Source organism: Actinomadura kijaniata (assembly GCF_014138665.1).
Lineage (GTDB): Bacteria > Actinomycetota > Actinomycetes > Streptosporangiales > Streptosporangiaceae > Spirillospora > Spirillospora kijaniata.
Genome location: NZ_JACJIA010000007.1, coordinates 234,106 through 250,056, shown reverse-complemented (window position 1 = coordinate 250,056; position 15,951 = coordinate 234,106). Strand labels below are relative to the sequence as shown.

Here is a 15,951-nt window from a genome sequence, read left to right as displayed (position 1 = left end):
CGTTCACCGGTGCCGGGTTCACCGGCCTCCGGTGGCCGCCGGACCTGACGATCACAGACCCTCGGTGGTCACTGGCCTTCGGTGCGGCGGCGCCAGCGTTCCTCCATCCGCTCCATGAAGCCGGAGCGGGCGGGCTTGCCGCCGTCCGCCGGGGGGGACGCCTCGGTCCCGACCCCGGTCATGCGCTTCCAGCTGGACAGGGCCCAGACACAGCAGGCGACCATCAGCAGGAACCCGGCGACGCTCACGGCGACGGTCACGGTTCCCTTGTTCATGACCAGGCCGGTCATCAACGCGCAGACGCCTACCACGAAGCCGAGTGCGGCCTTGACGATCCGTCGTTTGTAGTGCACCTGCGGATTGGTGGAGCGGACCGCGTGTGCGAACTTCGGATCCTCGGCGTACAAGGCCTGCTCGATCTGCTCGAGCATGCGCTGCTCGTGCTCAGAGAGCGGCACGGCGCCTCCCAACGACAGCCCCGCGACGGGGTTTCCGGTGCAGGACGGGGACCTCAACGGTGATATGCCCAGAATACGAGCCCGGACAAGCCTGCGAAAGCAAACGGCCAACCGAGGACCAGCCGCCGGTCATCTCTTCGTCCCCAGTCAACGCCTTCCGCCTCCACCGTCACGTCCGTCACCGGCGTCCCCCGGCGTCCCTCCGCCGGGTCCGCCCCGGTCGGCGGGTCGCACCAGCGACGCCGGCCGCACCGCGCCCGCGCCGAACCGGTGCGCCACCTGGTCGATCGCCCGTTCGGCCTCGCGCCACCCGGTCTCGGGCTCGTCGAACGCCAGCTGGCGCGGGGCCTGGTCGGCGGGGCCCAGGTTCTCCACGCGGACCCCGACCAGGCGGAGTCGTACCCGCTCCAGGCCGGACCCCTCATACAGCTCGCATGCTGTGACATAGATCACACGGGCGAGGTCGGTGGCGGCGTCCAGGGTGCGCGACCGGGTGACGGTCTTGAAGTCACCGGTGCGGAGTTTGACGCTCACGGTGCGTCCGGCCAGCCCGCCGCCGCGCAGCCGCGCCCCGACCTTCTCCGCCAGCCGCAGCAGCTCGCGGCGGATGGTCTCGGGGTCGGCGATGTCGGTGTCGAAGGTCTCCTCGGCCCCGATGCTCTTGTCGGGGGTGTGCGGGGTGACCGCGCGGGGGTCGCGGCCCCAGGCCAGCTCGTACAGGTGGGCGCCCATGGCGTTGCCGAGCTCGCGCCGCAGGACCGTCAGCGGCGTCTGGGCGAGCTGCCCGACGGTGCGCAGCCCCAGGCGGGCGAGGGTCTGCTCGGTGCGCTCCCCCACACCCCACAGCGACGCGACCGGCAGCGGGTGGAGGAACTCGGTGACGCCGTCGGCGGGGACGACCAGCATCCCGTCGGGCTTGCAGCGGGTGGAGGCGAGCTTGGCGACGAACTTGTTGGCGGCGACGCCGACCGAGCAGGTGATCCCCTGCTGCTCCCACACCTGGCGGCGGATGCGCTGGGCGATCGCGGCGGGGCTGCCCAGCAGCCTGCGGGCCCCGGCGACGTCGAGGAACGCCTCGTCCAGCGACAGCGGCTCCACCAGCGGGGTGACCGAGTGGAAGATCTCGAAGACGGCGGCCGACACCCGCCGGTACTTGTCGTGGTCGCCGGGGAGCACGACCGCCTGCGGGCACAGCCGCCGGGCCCGCGACATCGGCATGGCGGAGTGGACGCCGAACCGCCGGACCTCGTAGGAGGCCGCCGCCACGACGCCGCGCGGGCCGGTCCCGCCGACGATGACGGGACGGCCGCGCAGCTCGGGGCGGTCCAGCAGCTCCACGCTGACGAAGAAGGCGTCCATGTCCACGTGGAGGATGGGGCAGCCGGTGTCGTCGGCGGGCGGGCCGGGCGGCGGCCCGGGCCGGTGCAGCTGCTGCTTGCGGCTCACTTCCGGTCGGCCACCAGGTGGAGCTGGGTGGCCAGCTCGCGCAGCACCGGGTGCACGGCGGCGGCCCGCTCCAGCGCCAGCAGCGCCTCGGCCGAGTCGGTCTCGCCGTCCAGCAGCGAGCCCGGCACCAGGTCGGCGAAGATCCGCACCCCGTGCAGCTCGGCGACGCGCAGGTCCGCGTCCTCGGCGAGGGCGGTCAGGCTCTCGCGGGTGAAGCGGCGCGGCGTCCGGTCGTGGTCGCCCCACCGGCCGTCCGGGTCGTCCAGGACGCGGCGGGCGTCCTGGAAGTGCCCGGCGACGGCGCGGTGCAGGGCCGCGCCGACCTGCCCGGCGACCAGCACGCTGACCGAGCCGCCCGGCCGGACCGCCTGCGTGATGGCGGCCATGGCGGCGGCCGGGTCGTCGACGTACTCCAGCACGCTGTGGCTCAGGACCAGGTCGGCCGACCCGGTGCCGAGCAGGTCCGGCAGGTCGACCACGTCGCCCTGCAGGGCGCGCACGGTGACGCCGGACTCGGCGGCGCGGCGCTCCAGCGCGGCCAGCGCGTCCGGGCTCTCGTCCACCACGGTGACGCGGTGGCCGAGCTCGGCGAGCGGCACGGCGAACCCGCCGGTGCCGCCGCCCACGTCCACCACGTCGCTGGGCCCCTCGGGGGCGATGCGGTCCAGTACGGTGCGCAGCGCGTCCCACAGGACCACGCCCCGGACCCGGGCGCCGCCCCGGAGCCGCCTTGCCTGCTGGGCGGCCACGGCCACCCCCCTCACGTCTTCGACCATCGCTCCCCGACGCTCCCCGAGCCTAGTCCCGCGCTACAGCGACAGCGAGGGCTTGAGTTTCTGCAGCCGCGACAGCAGCCCGTTGACGAATCTGGGCGACTCGTCGGTGGACAGCTCCGTGGCCAGTTTGACCGCCTCGGTGACGGCGACCGCGTCCGGGACGTCGTCCACCCACAGCAGCTCGAACGCGCCCATCCGCAGGATGGTGCGGTCCACCACCGGCATGCGCTCCAGGGTCCAGCCGGTCGCGTAGGTGGAGATCAGCTCGTCGATGCGGTCGAGGTGCTCCTGCACGCCCTCGACGATGCGCACGGCGTGCCCGTACTCGGCGAGCTCGCTCTGGTTCGGCCGGCCGCGCTGCGCGAGGACCTCGGTGGGCCTCTCCTCGCGCAGCTCGGCGGCGAACAGGATGTCCAGGGCGAGCTTGCGCGCCTTGGTGCGTGCCGCCATCAGCCGCGGCCGAGGTACCCGCCGGAGCGGGTGTCGACCTTGACCTTCTCGCCGGTGCTGATGAACAGCGGCACCTGGATCTGCGCGCCGGTCTCCAGGGTGGCGGGCTTGGTGCCGCCGGTGGAGCGGTCGCCCTGCAGGCCGGGCTCGGTCTCGGTGATCTCCAGCACGACGGCGGCCGGGAGCTCGACGTACAGCGGGTTGCCCTCGTTGAACGCGATGACGGCGTTCTGCTCGGGCAGCAGGTAGTCGGCCGCGCCGCCCACGACGGACGCCGGGATGTGCGGCTGGTCGTAGGTCTCGGTGTCCATGAAGACGAAGTCCTCGCCCTCGCGGTAGAGGTACTGCATCTCGCGCTTGTCGACGGAGGCGATCTCGACCTTGGTGCCCGCGTTGAAGGTCTTGTCGATGATCTTGCCCGAGAGCACGTTCTTGATCTTCGTGCGGACGAAGGCCGGGCCCTTGCCGGGCTTGACGTGCTGGAACTCCAGGACCGTCCAGAGCTGGCCCTCGATCCTCAGCGTCATGCCGTTCTTCAGGTCGTTCGTCGTCGCCACAGGTGTCTCCCGGTAGCGGACCCGCCCCGTCACAGGACGAGCAGGTCCTTGGTCGTCTTGGTGAGGAGCTCCGGACCGTTCGCGCGGACCACGAGGGTGTCCTCGATGCGGACGCCGCCCCGGCCGGCGAGGTAGACGCCCGGCTCGGCGGTGATCGGAACTCGATCCATCAGCTTACCGGTCCTGCCGTACCCCATGAGCGGAGCCTCGTGGATCTCCAGGCCGACGCCGTGTCCGAGGCCGTGGGTGAAGTCCGCGCCGTGCCCCGCCGCCGCGATCAGGTCGCGCGCGGCGGCGTCCACGCGGGACACGTCGGTGTCGGGGACGGCGGCGTCGACGGCGGCCTGCTGGGCGGCGCGGACCAGGTCGTAGACGTCGCGCTGCCAGCCGGCGGGCTCGCCGATCGCGACGGTGCGGGTCATGTCGGCGTGGTAGCCGGCGTAGCGGGCCCCGAAGTCCATCGTGACCAGGTCGCCGGGCTGGAGCGCGCGGTCGCCGGGGCGGTGGTGCGGGACGGCGCCGTTGGGGCCGGAGGCCACGATCGACTCGAACGCGATCCCCTCGGCGCCGAAGTCGACCATCTGGCGTTCCAGGGCGACGGCGACCTGGCGTTCGGTCAGGCCGGGCCGCAGCCGGGGCAGCACCGCGTCGAACGCCCGGTCGGTGATCGCGCACGCCTCGGCCAGCAGCACGATCTCGTCCTCGCCCTTGACGAAGCGCAGCTCCTCGACCAGCGGCGGCAGGGGCGCCAGCGCCACGTCGCCGTCCAGGGCGGCCAGGTCGGCGTGCCGGGCGACGGTCAGGTCGTGGGCCTCGAAGCCGAGCCGCCGCGCGCCGGCGCCGGCGGCGCGGGAGGTGAGGGTCTCGGCGGTCCGGCGCTCGACGACCAGCTCCAGCTCGGGGCAGACCAGCGCGGCGGTGCCCGCGTAGCGGCCGTCGGTCGCCAGGACGGCGGGCCCGCCGGCGGGGACCAGCAGCGCGGCGTTGGAGCTGTCCAGTCCGGTCAGGTAGCGGACGTTGACCGGGCGGGTCACCAGCATCGCGTCGACGTCGGCGGCGGCGAGCCGCGCGGCCAGGCGGTCGCGGCGGCGTTCGTGGAGTTCCCCCATGCTCCGGACTCTAGTTCACCTCCGGTTCGCCGCCGCGTCCCGGGGTGATCACAGAACATGGAGGAGTCTCGCCCCACCGGCGGTCCCGGCCTGGTCGTGGCCGGCGCCGGGCGCTCGGTCTTCGGGTGGGGCCGCCTGGACCCCCGTGCGGGGTGAACGGCGGAAGGACGTATCCGCTCACGCGAAGCGGTCCGGGGCGCCCCGGACCGCTTTCGCCCGTTCCCGGATCAGACGTCCTCGGCCATCAGCTTGATCTTTTCGATCAGCGCCAGCCGCGCCTTGTGGTCACCCGCGATCGGGCTCACGTTGAGGGTGGTGACGCCGGACGCCTTCATGGCGGCCAGGCGCTCGCGGACGTGGCCCTCGGAGCCGATGAGGGACATCTTCTCCAGCAGCTCGTAGGGGACCTTGGCGGCGGCCTCGTCCTTCTTACCCGCCAGGTAGAGGTCCTGGATCTCCTCGGCCTCCTTCTCCCAGCCGTAGCGGCGGCAGAGGTCGTTGTAGAAGTTCTTTCCCTTGGCGCCCATGCCGCCGATGTAGAGGGCGGCCATCGGGCGGCCGAACTCCAGGAAGCCCTGCACGTCGTCGCCGATGGCGAGCGGGGCCTGGCCGACGATGTCGAGCTCGCCGAGGGAGGGGTCGCGCTTGGCCCTGCCCGCCGCCAGGGAGGCGCCCCAGACGTCGGCGGCCTTCTCCGGCAGGTAGAAGATCGGCTCCCAGGCGTTGGCGATCTCGGCGGTCATCTCGACGTTCTTGGGGCCGATCGCCGCGACGAGGATCGGGATGTCCTCGCGCACCGGGTGGTTGATGATCTTCAGCGGCTTGCCGAGGCCGGTGCCCTGCCCCTCGGGCAGCGGCATGGCGTAGTGCTTGCCCTCGTGTTGGAGGCGCTCGCGCTTCCAGACCTTGCGGCAGATCTCGACGACCTCGCGGGTGCGGCCGAGCGGCGCGTGGTAGGGAACGCCGTGGAAGCCCTCGATCACCTGCGGGCCGGACGCGCCGATGCCCAGGGTGAAGCGGCCCTCGGAGACGAAGTCCAGGCCCGCCGCGGTCATGGCCAGCAGGGTCGGCGTCCGCGAGTAGATCGGCAGGATGCCGGAGGCGATCTCCACCCGCTCGGTCTTGGCCGCGATGTAGCCGAGCTGGCTCACCGCGTCGAAGCTGTAGGCCTCGGCGACGTAGACGATGTCCAGTCCGGCCTTCTCGTAGTCGGCCAGCTCGGCGACGGTCTCCTTGAAGCCGCCCGAGTAGTTGAGCGCCATGCCGATGCGCATCCGGCGTCCCTTCCGTAAACCGAATCAGATTCCAGTGAGCGTAACGCGTGCGGGGCCGGGTCAGAAGACCGGGCCGCGCAGCGCCTCGATCGTGGCGCGGTACATGTCGGAACGGATCTTCCCGACGACCTTGCCGTCCTTGGGGGCCAGCTCCGCCGCCGTCCGCACGGCGGTCGGCAGCACGTCGGCCTCGGCGGCGGTGAGCCGCACGATCCCGGCGGCCTGCGCCTGCTCGGCGGTGTAGCGGCGGCCGGTGACCATCGCCTCGTGCGCCACGGCCGGGGTCAGCCGGGACTGGATCAGCGCGCTCATGCCGGGCGTGAAGCTCATGCCGAGATCGACCTCGGGCAGGCAGAAGAAGCCGCGGTCGGTGCGCATGACGGCGACGTCGTGGGCGAGCGTGAGCATGGCCCCGCCCGCGAACGCGTGGCCGTTCACCGCCGCGACGGTCGGCAGCGGCAGCTCCAGCAGGCGCGCGTAGAGGGCGTTGACGTCCTTGAGGTACCGCTCGAACCGGTCGCGGTTCTCGCCGAGCCACTCCAGGTCCAGGCCGTTGGAGTAGAACTTGCCGGTGCCGACGGTCACCAGGGCGCGGGGGCCCTCGGTGGCGGCGACCTCGTCCAGGACCTTATGCACCGCGGCCAGGAAGTCGGGGTGGAAGCGGTTCTCGCCGCTGTCGTACCGCAGGACGAAGACGTCGCCGTCGCGCTGGAGGTCGATCACTCAGGTCTCCTTACCTCACGTGCCTGGAGCAGCACATTACTCGCCGGTAACCGGCGGGAACACCATGCACGTGCTCGTGCCGTGCGCGATCAGCTTGCCGTTCTCGTCGGTGACGCGCCCCTCGGTGGTGGCGACCTTGCGCCCCAGATGGATGACCGTTCCCTCGCAGCGCAGCTTCGCACCCTCGATGGAGGCGGCGCGCACGAAGTTCACCTTGAGTTCGAGGGTGGTGTACCCGGCGCCCTCGGGCAGGGAGGTGTGCACCGCGCACCCCATGGCCGAGTCCAGCAGCGTGGAGACGATGCCGCCGTGCACGGTGCCCAGGGGGTTGCTGAACCGGGGGTCGGTGGCCAGCGCGAACACGACGCGGCCCGGCTCCAGCGTCTCGGCGGTCATGCCCAGCAGCGCCCCGACGCCGATGCCCTGCTCGACACCCATGTTGATCAGGTCCTTGAGCTGCCGGAGCCCGGCGGTCGTCGGCGTCTCGGCCACGGCCCTCCCCCTCGCTGTGTATGACGACTGTCATATGGCAGCGTCGCTATGACACGCGTCATAGTCAAGGCGCGCTGCTTATGATGAATGTCATAATCAGTGGTCATGGGGACCGACAGCCGGGAACGCATGGTGCGCAGCGCCGCCTACCTCTTCCGCGAGCGCGGGTACTCGGGCACCGGGTTCCGGGACGTGATCGCGCACAGCGGCGCGCCGCGCGGTTCGATCTACCACCACTTCCCCGGCGGGAAGGTGCAGCTGGCCGAGGAGGCGGTGCGCTACGCCGGGGAGTTCCTGAACGCCGGGATCGCGGCGGCCAACGAGGGCGGCGACGCGGCGGCGTCGGTGGACGCGTTCGTCGGCTGGTGGCGGCGGGTGCTGGTGAAGAGCGAGTTCCGGGCGGGCTGCCCGGTGACGGCGGTGACGGTCGAGTCCCACGACGACGCCCCGCAGCTGGCGCGGGCCGCGGCGGCGGCGTTCGACCGCTGGGAGGACACCCTGGCCACCGGGCTGGGCAACGCGGGCGTGCCCGACGAGCGCGCGGCGCGGCTGGCACGGCTGATCGTCGCGGCGGTGGAGGGCGCGACGATCCTGTGCCGCGCCCACCGTGACGTGAAACCCCTGGACGACGTGGTGGCCGAGCTCAAGGAGATGACCCGGCTGGCGGTCGAGTCCGGGTCCTGACGGCCGGGCCATGACCGCCGAGCCGTGAAGGCCGGGTGGAGCGTCGAGCCGTGAAGGCCGGGCGGAGCGCCGGTCAGGTGGTCGTGTCCTCCTTGGCGTCCTGCTCGGCGAGCAGCTCGGCGACGGCCTGGAGGGCCAGCACGTACGAGGTCAGGCCGAACCCGGCGATCGTCCCGGTGGCGACCCCGGCGACGACCGAGGTGTGCCGGAACTCCTCGCGGGCGGCCGGGTTGGAGATGTGGACCTCGACCAGCGGGGCGGTGCGCTGGGCGAGGGCGTCGCGCAGCGCGTAGGAGTAGTGCGTGAACGCGGCCGGGTTGATCACGACGGGGGTGCGCTCGTCGGCGGCCTCGTGCACCCAGCGGATCATCTCGGCCTCGTCGTCGGTCTGCCGGACCTCGACGTGCAGGTTCAGGTGGCGGCCGGTGTCGCGGCACAGCGCCACCAGGTCGTCGAAGGTGTCGGCGCCGTAGACGTCGGGTTCGCGGGTGCCGAGACGGCGCAGGTTGGGGCCGTTGAGCACGAGGACCCGGTTCATCGCCGCGCTCCGTTCATCGTGAGACCTCCCGGTAGGCGGCGGTGAGCAGGTCCTCGTCGGGGCCCTCCAGGCGGCCGGGCTCGGCGAGGGCGTCCAGCACCACGAAACGCAGCGTCGAGCCGCGCGACTTCTTGTCGATGGTCATGGTGGCGCGCAGCTCCGGCCAGGCCTCGCCGCTGTAGGAGGTCGGCAGGCCCACCGAGGTGAGGATGGAGCGGTGCCGGTCCACGACGTCCTGCGGGAGGCGTCCGGCCAGGCGCGCCAGCTCGGCGGCGTAGACCATGCCGATCGCCACGGCGTGGCCGTGCCGGAACCGGTAGTCCTCGGCCTTCTCGATGGCGTGGGCCAGGGTGTGGCCGTAGTTGAGGATCTCCCGCAGCCCGGCCTCCTTCAGGTCGGAGGAGACGACGTCGGCCTTGACCTGGACGGCGCGTTCGATCAGCTCGCGGGTGTGGGGCCCGTCGGGGCGGGCCGCGCCCTCGGGGTCGTCCTCGACCAGCTCCAGGATCTTGGGGTCGGCGATGAATCCGGCCTTGACCACCTCGGCGAGGCCGCTGATGTAGTCCTGCCGCGGCACGGTGATGAGCGTGGTCAGCTCGCACAGCACCCCGGCCGGGGGGTGGAACGCGCCGACGAGGTTCTTGCCCTCGGGGATGTTGATGCCGGTCTTGCCGCCGACGGCCGCGTCCACCATGCCCAGCAGCGTGGTGGGGACGAGCACGGACCGCACGCCGCGCAGCCAGGACGCGGCGGCGAACCCGGCCAGGTCGGTGGTCGCGCCGCCGCCGACGCCGACGACCGCGTCCGAACGCGTCATGCCGAGCCGCGCGAACCGCGACCACAGCCCGGCCAGCACCCCGGTCTCCTTGGCGGCCTCGCCGTCGGGCACCGGGATCGGGTGGACGTCGTACCCGGCCTGCTCCAGCGCCCCGCACACGGGCCGGGCGATCTCGGGCAGGCCCTCGGCGTGCACGACGGCGACGGTGCGGACCCGCTGGCCCAGCATGCCGGCCAGCTCGCCGAGCACGCCGGTGCCGATGACGACGTCGTAGGGGTCGGCCCCGCCCACGTGGACGCGGGACTGGGTCATGACAGCTCCTTGACGATCTCTTCGACGACCTCGTCGGGGGTGCGCTGGTCGGTGGCGACCGTGATCACCGCCAGCCGCTCGTAGATCGGCAGCCGTTCCTCCAGCAGCTTGCGCAGCTGGGAGCGGGGGTTGAGGACCAGCAGGGGGCGGGCGGAGTTCAGCCCGACCCGCTTGACCGCCTCGGCCAGGCCGACCTGGAGGTACACGACGGTGTGACCGGCCAGCAGCTCCTGCGTCTCGGCGGCGAGGATCGCGCCGCCGCCGAGGGCCAGCACGCCGTCGTGCTCGGCGAGGGCCGCGGCGACGGCGTCGCGTTCCAGGGCGCGGAAGTGCTCCTCGCCGTCGTCGATGAAGATCTCGCTGATCGGCTTGCCGGCGGCGGCCTCGACGTCGGCGTCGGTGTCGCGCAGCACGGCGTCCAGCCGTTCGGCGAGCGCCGTGCCGACGGTGGACTTGCCCGAGCCTGGCGGGCCGATGAGCACTGCCTTGGGAGCCATGGACGCCCCTACTTGATCGTCAGGGAGGACAGGTAGCCGTTCACGTTGCGGGCGGTCTCCTCGGCCGAGTCGCCGCCGAACTTCTCCAGCGCCGCGTCGGCCAGCACCAGCGCGACCATCGCCTCGGCGACCACGCCCGCGGCCGGGACGGCGGTGACGTCGCTGCGCTGGTTGATCGCCTTGGCGGGCTCGCCCGTCCGGACGTCGATGGTGTCCAGGCGGCGCGGCACCGTCGAGATCGGCTTCATGGCGGCGCGGGCCCGCAGCACCTCGCCGGTGGTCATGCCGCCCTCGATGCCGCCCGCGCGGTTGGTGCGGCGGCGGACGCCCCCGGGCGTGTTGTCGATCTCGTCGTGGGCGCGGGAGCCGGGACGGCGGGCGGTGGTGAACCCGTCGCCGATCTCCACGCCCTTGATCGCCTGGATGCCCATGAGGATCCCGGCCAGGCGGGAGTCGAGGCGGCGGTCCCAGTGGACGTGGCTGCCGAGGCCCGGCGGGAGGCCGTAGGCGAGGACCTCCACGACGCCGCCGATGGTGTCCCCGGCCTTCTTGAGCTCGTCGACGTGGGCGACCATCCGCTCGGAGGTGCCGGCGTCGAAGCAGCGCACGGGGCTGCCGTCCACGGCGGCCAGGTCGCCCGGGCCGGGCAGGACGTCCGCGGGGGCCTCGACCTCGCCCAGCGCGATCACGTGGCTGAGGACGTCGACGTCGAGGACCTGCTTGAGGAACGCCTTGGCGACCGTGCCGAGCGCCACGCGGGCGGCCGTCTCGCGGGCGCTGGCCCGCTCCAGCACCGGCCGGGCGTCGTCGAAGCCGTACTTCTGCATGCCGACGAGGTCGGCGTGGCCGGGCCGGGGCTGCGACAGGGGCGCGTTGCGCGCCTGGGCGGCCAGCAGCTCGGGGTCCACGGGGTCGGCGGCCATGACCGTCTCCCACTTGGGCCACTCGGTGTTGCCCACCTGGATCGCGACGGGCCCGCCCAGCGTGACGCCGTGGCGGACGCCGCCGAGGATCGTCACCTGGTCCTGTTCGAACTTCATGCGGGCGCCCCGCCCATGGCCGAGCCGCCGTCGGCGCAGTTCCTCGGCGATGTCGGCCGAGGTCACGCGCACTCCGGCGGGCAGGCCCTCCACGATGGCGGTGAGGGCCGGGCCATGGGACTCCCCCGCGGTCAACCAGCGCAGCATGCGCCCATCCTTCCATCTCCCGGCATGTGGACGCGCACTTGTCCACAGCCTGAGATGCGGCGATGGCCGGGACCGGGCGCCTCCCCCGGCCCTCCCCGCGTCAGGCGCGGGCCAGCACGGTGACGACCGCGTCCCAGTCCCGCGGCGGCAGCTCCTGGCCCGTGCCCGGCAGCCGGACCAGCTCGGCCCCGGGGATCTCCCGCGCCAGCGCCTCGCCGTTCCCGACCGGGAAGAACGGGTCGTCCTCCCCGTGGACGACCACCGTCGGCACGCCGATCCCGCCCAGCCGCTCGCGCCACCGGGGGCCGCAGTCCAGCGCCGCGAACACGGTCCCGAGCTGGTTCGACCGGTGCGCCTTCGCGGCGTCCACGCCCGCCGGCACCACCGTGCGGTCGAAGATCCGGCCCGCCAGGTCGCGCGCCGCCGCCTCGTCGAACCCCGCCGTGCCCGCCAGGCGCCGCGCCCGCTCCACCATGGCCGCCAGCACCGAAGCGCGGTCGGACCAGTCGGGCTTCGGAGCCGACATGAGGGACTTCATCAGCTCCGCGTCGTGCTCGGGCAGGTCGGGGTCCACCGGCCCCGGAGCGTTCGGCCGCGTCGCGACCAGGGTGAGCGCGGTCATCCGGCCCGGGTGGTCGAGCGCCAGGAGCTGCGCGATCCAGCCGCCGACGCCGAAACCCGCCACGTGCGCGGACGGCAGGCCGAGCGCGTCCAGCAGACCGGCCGCGTCGGCGACCAGGTCGCGAAGGGTGTAGCCGGGCGCGTCCGGGTCGACCGTGGTGGAGCGGCCCGTGTCCCGCAGGTCGTACCGGATCACATGGCGCGGCGTCCCGGCCAGCCGCTCGCACAGCGCGTCCGGCCAGGAGAGCATCGAGTTGCCGATCAGCAGCACCGGTGGCGCGTCCGGCTCCCCGAAGGTCTCGGTGCACAGCTCCACCCCGTTCACCGCCACCAAACGCTCGTCACCCATGCTCGCCACCCCTCGTTCGGTCCCCTCACGGCCTGCTCCATGAAGGCGTTGATCTCTTGACCCCGGGGGCGGGGGAAACTCATCGGACCGTCATGCGGCACGGCCCGCGAACGCGCGGGCGGCGGCCTGGAACGCGTCCGGGCCGGCTCCGGCGAGGTGCTCCATGAGGGCCTCGGCCGTCGAGGCGCTGACCAGCATGGACCCGGCGGCCCGCCACACGCCCCGGTCGCAGGTCCAGATGTCCCAGGCGGGGAACAGATCGCGCAGGATCACCAGGAGGACGTCACGGGGCGCCATGCCGCGCTCCGTTCAGGACCGCGTACACGGCCTTGCCGCCGGAGGCGAGGCGGTGGAAGCCCCAGGCGGCGGTCAGCTCGGCGACGATGGCCAGCCCCCGCCCGGTGAACGAGTCCGGCGTCAACGGCCGGGGCCGCGGCTCGCTATCGCCGCTATCGCGCACCTCGACCACGGGCCCGGCGTCCGACAGGTAGAGCCGCACGGAGATCATCTCCCCCGGCGCGCTGCCGTGCCTGTAGGCGTTGGTGACCAGCTCCGACACCACGAGCAGGGCGACCCCCACCGCCGCCCGTTCGACCCCCTCGGCCTCAAGCCACCCCCGCGCGAAATCCCGCGCGATTTTGATCGACTCCGCAACAGAAGCGATCACAAGAATGGACGGATCGGACATCGCAGCCGGTGGTGGACCATCAGATGTGGTGATCATTTCTCCAGTCGCTTTCGAAAAAGCCTGCGCCTGTCACCACCGTCGCCGAAAATGAGATGCCGGAGAAGAAAAACCGCAACCGGCGGACCAAAGTGAAAGCATGGCCGACGCACCGTTGGTCATCACTGGTCGTCATGGGTCATGATGGGCCGTGAGGCCCCTGGACGGGAGGCGTCGCATGCCACAGCCGCCGAAGCAGCTCACCCCCTCGAACGGTGCTCTCGACCTGTTCGGATCGGAAGTTCGCAGGTACCGCCAGCTGGCCGGCCACAGCATCGCCCAACTGTCCGACCGGATCCCCTACAGCTCCTCGTTCATCGGAGCCGTCGAGCGGGCCGAGTCCCGCTGCGAACGCGCCTTCCCCGAACACTGCGACCGCGTGCTGGAGACCAAGGACGCGCTCACCCACCTCTACGACGGGCTCTTCGCCGGTAAGGCGAGCGCCTTCCCGGAGTGGTTCCGCGAGTGGACGGAGATAGAGGCTCTCGCACTCACCCTCAAGGCGTACCAGCCGAACATTGTCGACGGGTTGCTGCAAACCCCTCAGTACGCAGAGATCCTCCTCTTTGGTGACCAGGCCAAGGTGGAGGCCCGGATGGGGAGGCAGGCCATCCTCACACGCAGCGACCCTCGGCCACCGCGCATCATCACGGTCATGCCCGAGACCGTGCTCTGGTACGACGTGGGCGGCCCCGACGTGATGCGTGCCCAACTTGAAAAGCTGGCAAGCACGAGTTCACCGTGGATGAGCATGCAGATCATTCCCAACGGCCAGCGGCACCCGGGAAACCTGGGAGCGTTCGTCCTGGCAACGCTGCCCGATGGTTCGGAAGTCGCTTACGTGGAAACCGCGTTGCGTGGGATGATCGTCGAAGACCGCGCAGACATCGCTGAGCTCAAGGACCAGTTCGACATGATCTGCACTCAAGCCCTCCCCGTCGGCATGTCCGTGGACCTAATCAGCCAAACAGTCGATAGATGGAAGCCATGAAGAATGACATGAAGTGGCGCAAGTCGAGTCGCAGTGGAAGCAACGGTGGGCACTGCGTCGAGGTTGCCAACGAACTGGACACCATTGCCATCCGTGACAGCAAAAACCCTAACGGCAGCCTGCTGCTCATCAGCCATGAAGAGGCCCGCGCATTGTCCAAGCACCTCAAGAACGCTTAGCCTCGCGTGGAAGCAACGGAGAACGAGTTGATGTGGCGCAAGTCAAGTCGCAGCGGAAGCAACGGTGGAGATTGCGTTGAAGCGGCTTCCACGCCCGATGCTGTCGCCATCCGTGACAGCAAGAGCCCTGGTGATGGCCCGCTGCTCATCAACCGTGAGGAAGCCCGCGCGTTGTCCGAACGCATCAAAGTCCTCTGACCCGTACGCGGGAACGCCCCTCGTTCCGCGCAGGTGAGACGGGGGGCGTTCGCGGGTCAGTGGGCGTGCTCGGCGAACGCCCTGCGGCCCAAGCCGGTCATCGGCGTACGCGGTAGCGCAGGTGGAGTACGCGGTTGCCCTGGATCACCACGTCGGGGTCCTCCAGTAGGTGCTGGGTGTCGACCGATCCGAAGTAGCGTTTGCCCGACCCGAAGACCACGGGTGCGACGTCCATGGCGACCTCGTCCACGAACCCCGCGGCCAGGATCTGGCCGCCGACGTCACCGGCGGCGACCTCGACCGTGCGGTCGCCCGCGAGTTCCTGCGCCTTGGCCATGGCGGCCTCGATGCCATCGACGAAGTGGAACGGCGCCTCGGGGTGCCAGCCCTCGGGCCTCGGCCGGTGCGACACGACGACCATGTGGTCGATCCCGCTCGGAGGCGTACCGCCCCAGCCCTCGGTCATGTCGAAGACGTGGCGGCCGACGACCGTCACCCCGATCTGGTCCCAGTACGCCCGGGTGTGGTCGTGGGACGCCTGCGACACCTTCGTCCGGCCGCTCTCGTCCAACGGGACGTCGCCGCTGGACATCCACTCGAACAGCGGCCCGACCTGGTCCTTCTCATCGGCGATGAAGCCGTCGACCGACACCGTGCCGTACATCACGACCTTGCCCATGGGGCCTCCTCCGCTCGGGAAATGCCCATACTGGCGCGTCCGGGGCCATCGGTTCTTGTAAGAAATCAATCGGCGGGCAGCGGCCCGACGTCGAGCGTGTGGCCTGGATGCTCGCGCAGGAACCGCCGCCGGACCTCCATGTACCGGGTCGGCGTGAGCCCGGTGAACCTGCGGAACTCGTGACCGAAGTGGGCCTGGTCGAAGTAACCGGCGCGGCTGGCGAGGTCGGCCCAGTCGACCGGTCCGGCGGGGTCGATCGCGAGCACGGTGGCGGTGAACCGGTAGGTGCGGGCGAGCCGTTTCGGCGTGACGCCGATGATCTCCTTGAACCGTTGTGCCAGGTGAGTGCTGCTGACACCGGCCACCGCGCTCAGGTCGCCGATCGCCACCGCTCCCGTGGTCGCCGCGATGACACCGCTGGTGTGGCGGACCAGCCCCAGGCCGGTGGTGTCGCAGAGCCGTCGCCTCAGCTCGTCCTCCAGCAGCGCCAGCATCTCGTGCGGCCCGGCCGCCGTGGCCAGCCGGTCTCGCAGCTCGGCGGTGGCGGGGCGGCCCCAGATCTGCTCCACCGTCACCGGCCGGTCGCACAGCTCGGCCGCGGGCATCGGCAGGAACGGCGCCATCCCCCACGGCTTGAAGTGCACGCCGACCGACCGGGTCCTCGGCGGGTAACCGAACGCCAGGGCGTGGGCGGGCGTGGTGATCACGCAGCCGTCGGCGTACTCGCCCGTCTCGATGCCGGTGCGGATGCGGAACGGCGCCCCGAGGTTGAGGATGAACACCGCCGACGGCATCGGCGGCAGCGTCAGCCAGGGGTACGGCGACGCGCCCTCCAGGTAGTAGAGGTCGTCGATCAGCCCGTCCAGCGGCGGTCGCGGCACTCTGGACACGTATTCCACGCGTCACAGCATCGCCGACGCGCGGACGGG

General features: G+C 71.6%; 22 protein-coding genes. 4 read left to right on the top strand and 18 right to left on the bottom strand.

What is annotated here, in order from left to right; translation table 11 throughout:
- Nucleotides 1–68: 68 nt before the first annotated feature.
- The 9 genes from HNR61_RS26415 to HNR61_RS26375 all read right to left on the bottom strand — a co-directional run bounded on the left by HNR61_RS26415 (nucleotide 69) and on the right by HNR61_RS26375 (nucleotide 7,285).
- Nucleotides 69–458, bottom strand: coding sequence for an SCO2097 family morphological protein (locus tag HNR61_RS26415; RefSeq protein ID WP_182845883.1), 390 nt, complete (start codon nucleotides 456–458; stop codon nucleotides 69–71).
- A 147-nt stretch (nucleotides 459–605) separates the two neighbouring features.
- The gene (locus HNR61_RS26410; RefSeq protein ID WP_182845882.1) at nucleotides 606–1,904 is read right to left on the bottom strand and encodes a DNA polymerase IV; all 1,299 of its coding nucleotides are present in this window, start codon (nucleotides 1,902–1,904) and stop codon (nucleotides 606–608) included.
- Nucleotides 1,901–2,668 (bottom strand): methyltransferase domain-containing protein, encoded by a 768-nt coding sequence (locus HNR61_RS26405; protein ID WP_312898107.1) that lies wholly within the window; start codon nucleotides 2,666–2,668, stop codon nucleotides 1,901–1,903. Before HNR61_RS26405 ends, HNR61_RS26410 begins: the two co-directional genes overlap by 4 nt.
- A gap of 45 nt (nucleotides 2,669–2,713) precedes the next feature.
- Nucleotides 2,714–3,130, bottom strand: a complete 417-nt coding sequence (nusB, locus tag HNR61_RS26400; RefSeq protein ID WP_182845880.1) for a transcription antitermination factor NusB — start codon at nucleotides 3,128–3,130, stop codon at nucleotides 2,714–2,716.
- A complete protein-coding gene (gene efp / locus HNR61_RS26395) occupies nucleotides 3,130–3,687 on the bottom strand; it encodes an elongation factor P (RefSeq protein ID WP_182845879.1) in 558 nt (185 codons plus the stop codon). Before efp ends, nusB begins: the two co-directional genes overlap by 1 nt.
- A 29-nt stretch (nucleotides 3,688–3,716) precedes the next feature.
- Nucleotides 3,717–4,796 (bottom strand): M24 family metallopeptidase, encoded by a 1,080-nt coding sequence (locus HNR61_RS26390; RefSeq protein ID WP_182845878.1) that lies wholly within the window; start codon nucleotides 4,794–4,796, stop codon nucleotides 3,717–3,719.
- 227 nt (nucleotides 4,797–5,023) lie between these two features.
- On the bottom strand, nucleotides 5,024–6,070 hold the full coding sequence (locus tag HNR61_RS26385; protein ID WP_182845877.1) for an LLM class F420-dependent oxidoreductase: 1,047 nt from the start codon (nucleotides 6,068–6,070) through the stop codon (nucleotides 5,024–5,026).
- 60 nt (nucleotides 6,071–6,130) lie between these two features.
- Complete coding sequence (locus tag HNR61_RS26380; protein WP_182845876.1) at nucleotides 6,131–6,793, bottom strand: enoyl-CoA hydratase-related protein; 663 nt, start codon at nucleotides 6,791–6,793, stop codon at nucleotides 6,131–6,133.
- Nucleotides 6,794–6,829: 36 nt separating this feature from the next.
- The gene (locus tag HNR61_RS26375; RefSeq protein ID WP_312898106.1) at nucleotides 6,830–7,285 is read right to left on the bottom strand and encodes a PaaI family thioesterase; all 456 of its coding nucleotides are present in this window, start codon (nucleotides 7,283–7,285) and stop codon (nucleotides 6,830–6,832) included.
- Nucleotides 7,286–7,390: 105 nt separating this feature from the next.
- On the opposite strand from HNR61_RS26375, the gene HNR61_RS26370 reads away from it, so the two are divergent.
- Nucleotides 7,391–7,969 carry a TetR/AcrR family transcriptional regulator gene (locus HNR61_RS26370; protein ID WP_182845875.1) on the top strand — a complete coding sequence of 193 codons (579 nt, stop codon included), beginning with the start codon at nucleotides 7,391–7,393 and terminating at the stop codon, nucleotides 7,967–7,969.
- Between the two features lie 73 nt (nucleotides 7,970–8,042).
- On the opposite strand, the gene aroQ is transcribed toward HNR61_RS26370, so the two are convergent.
- The 7 genes from aroQ to HNR61_RS26335 form a co-directional block, all read right to left on the bottom strand.
- Nucleotides 8,043–8,507 carry a type II 3-dehydroquinate dehydratase gene (gene aroQ / locus HNR61_RS26365; protein ID WP_182845874.1) on the bottom strand — a complete coding sequence of 155 codons (465 nt, stop codon included), beginning with the start codon at nucleotides 8,505–8,507 and terminating at the stop codon, nucleotides 8,043–8,045.
- A gap of 13 nt (nucleotides 8,508–8,520) precedes the next feature.
- Nucleotides 8,521–9,597 (bottom strand): 3-dehydroquinate synthase, encoded by a 1,077-nt coding sequence (gene aroB / locus HNR61_RS26360; RefSeq protein WP_182845873.1) that lies wholly within the window; start codon nucleotides 9,595–9,597, stop codon nucleotides 8,521–8,523.
- On the bottom strand, nucleotides 9,594–10,094 hold the full coding sequence (locus HNR61_RS26355; RefSeq protein WP_182845872.1) for a shikimate kinase: 501 nt from the start codon (nucleotides 10,092–10,094) through the stop codon (nucleotides 9,594–9,596). Before HNR61_RS26355 ends, aroB begins: the two co-directional genes overlap by 4 nt.
- 8 nt (nucleotides 10,095–10,102) lie before the next feature.
- Nucleotides 10,103–11,281 carry a chorismate synthase gene (gene aroC, locus HNR61_RS26350; protein WP_182845871.1) on the bottom strand — a complete coding sequence of 393 codons (1,179 nt, stop codon included), beginning with the start codon at nucleotides 11,279–11,281 and terminating at the stop codon, nucleotides 10,103–10,105.
- A 100-nt stretch (nucleotides 11,282–11,381) separates the two neighbouring features.
- Nucleotides 11,382–12,251: an alpha/beta fold hydrolase gene (locus tag HNR61_RS26345; RefSeq protein ID WP_182845870.1), complete on the bottom strand. Its 870-nt coding sequence runs from the start codon at nucleotides 12,249–12,251 to the stop codon at nucleotides 11,382–11,384.
- Between the two features lie 90 nt (nucleotides 12,252–12,341).
- Nucleotides 12,342–12,548 carry a hypothetical protein gene (locus tag HNR61_RS26340; RefSeq protein ID WP_182845869.1) on the bottom strand — a complete coding sequence of 69 codons (207 nt, stop codon included), beginning with the start codon at nucleotides 12,546–12,548 and terminating at the stop codon, nucleotides 12,342–12,344.
- Nucleotides 12,535–12,939 (bottom strand): ATP-binding protein, encoded by a 405-nt coding sequence (locus tag HNR61_RS26335; RefSeq protein ID WP_182845868.1) that lies wholly within the window; start codon nucleotides 12,937–12,939, stop codon nucleotides 12,535–12,537. The genes HNR61_RS26340 and HNR61_RS26335 overlap by 14 nt, the downstream gene beginning before the upstream one ends.
- Nucleotides 12,940–13,153: 214 nt before the next feature.
- Here HNR61_RS26335 and HNR61_RS26330 point away from each other — a divergent pair, with 214 nt between their 5' ends.
- From HNR61_RS26330 to HNR61_RS26320, 3 genes are read left to right on the top strand one after another with little or no spacing between them, the layout of a single operon-like run.
- Nucleotides 13,154–13,966, top strand: a complete 813-nt coding sequence (locus tag HNR61_RS26330; protein ID WP_182845867.1) for a helix-turn-helix domain-containing protein — start codon at nucleotides 13,154–13,156, stop codon at nucleotides 13,964–13,966.
- On the top strand, nucleotides 13,954–14,145 hold the full coding sequence (locus HNR61_RS26325) for a DUF397 domain-containing protein (RefSeq protein WP_182845866.1): 192 nt from the start codon (nucleotides 13,954–13,956) through the stop codon (nucleotides 14,143–14,145). The genes HNR61_RS26330 and HNR61_RS26325 overlap by 13 nt, the downstream gene beginning before the upstream one ends.
- Nucleotides 14,146–14,151: 6 nt before the next feature.
- On the top strand, nucleotides 14,152–14,343 hold the full coding sequence (locus HNR61_RS26320; protein WP_312898105.1) for a DUF397 domain-containing protein: 192 nt from the start codon (nucleotides 14,152–14,154) through the stop codon (nucleotides 14,341–14,343).
- A 97-nt stretch (nucleotides 14,344–14,440) separates the two neighbouring features.
- Here the strand turns inward: HNR61_RS26320 and HNR61_RS26315 are convergent, their stop codons facing one another.
- Both HNR61_RS26315 and HNR61_RS50095 read right to left on the bottom strand, forming a co-directional pair.
- Nucleotides 14,441–15,022 carry a dihydrofolate reductase family protein gene (locus HNR61_RS26315; RefSeq protein WP_182845865.1) on the bottom strand — a complete coding sequence of 194 codons (582 nt, stop codon included), beginning with the start codon at nucleotides 15,020–15,022 and terminating at the stop codon, nucleotides 14,441–14,443.
- 65 nt (nucleotides 15,023–15,087) lie between these two features.
- Nucleotides 15,088–15,921, bottom strand: a complete 834-nt coding sequence (locus HNR61_RS50095; protein ID WP_220509801.1) for a helix-turn-helix domain-containing protein — start codon at nucleotides 15,919–15,921, stop codon at nucleotides 15,088–15,090.
- Between the last annotated feature and the right edge of the window lie 30 nt (nucleotides 15,922–15,951).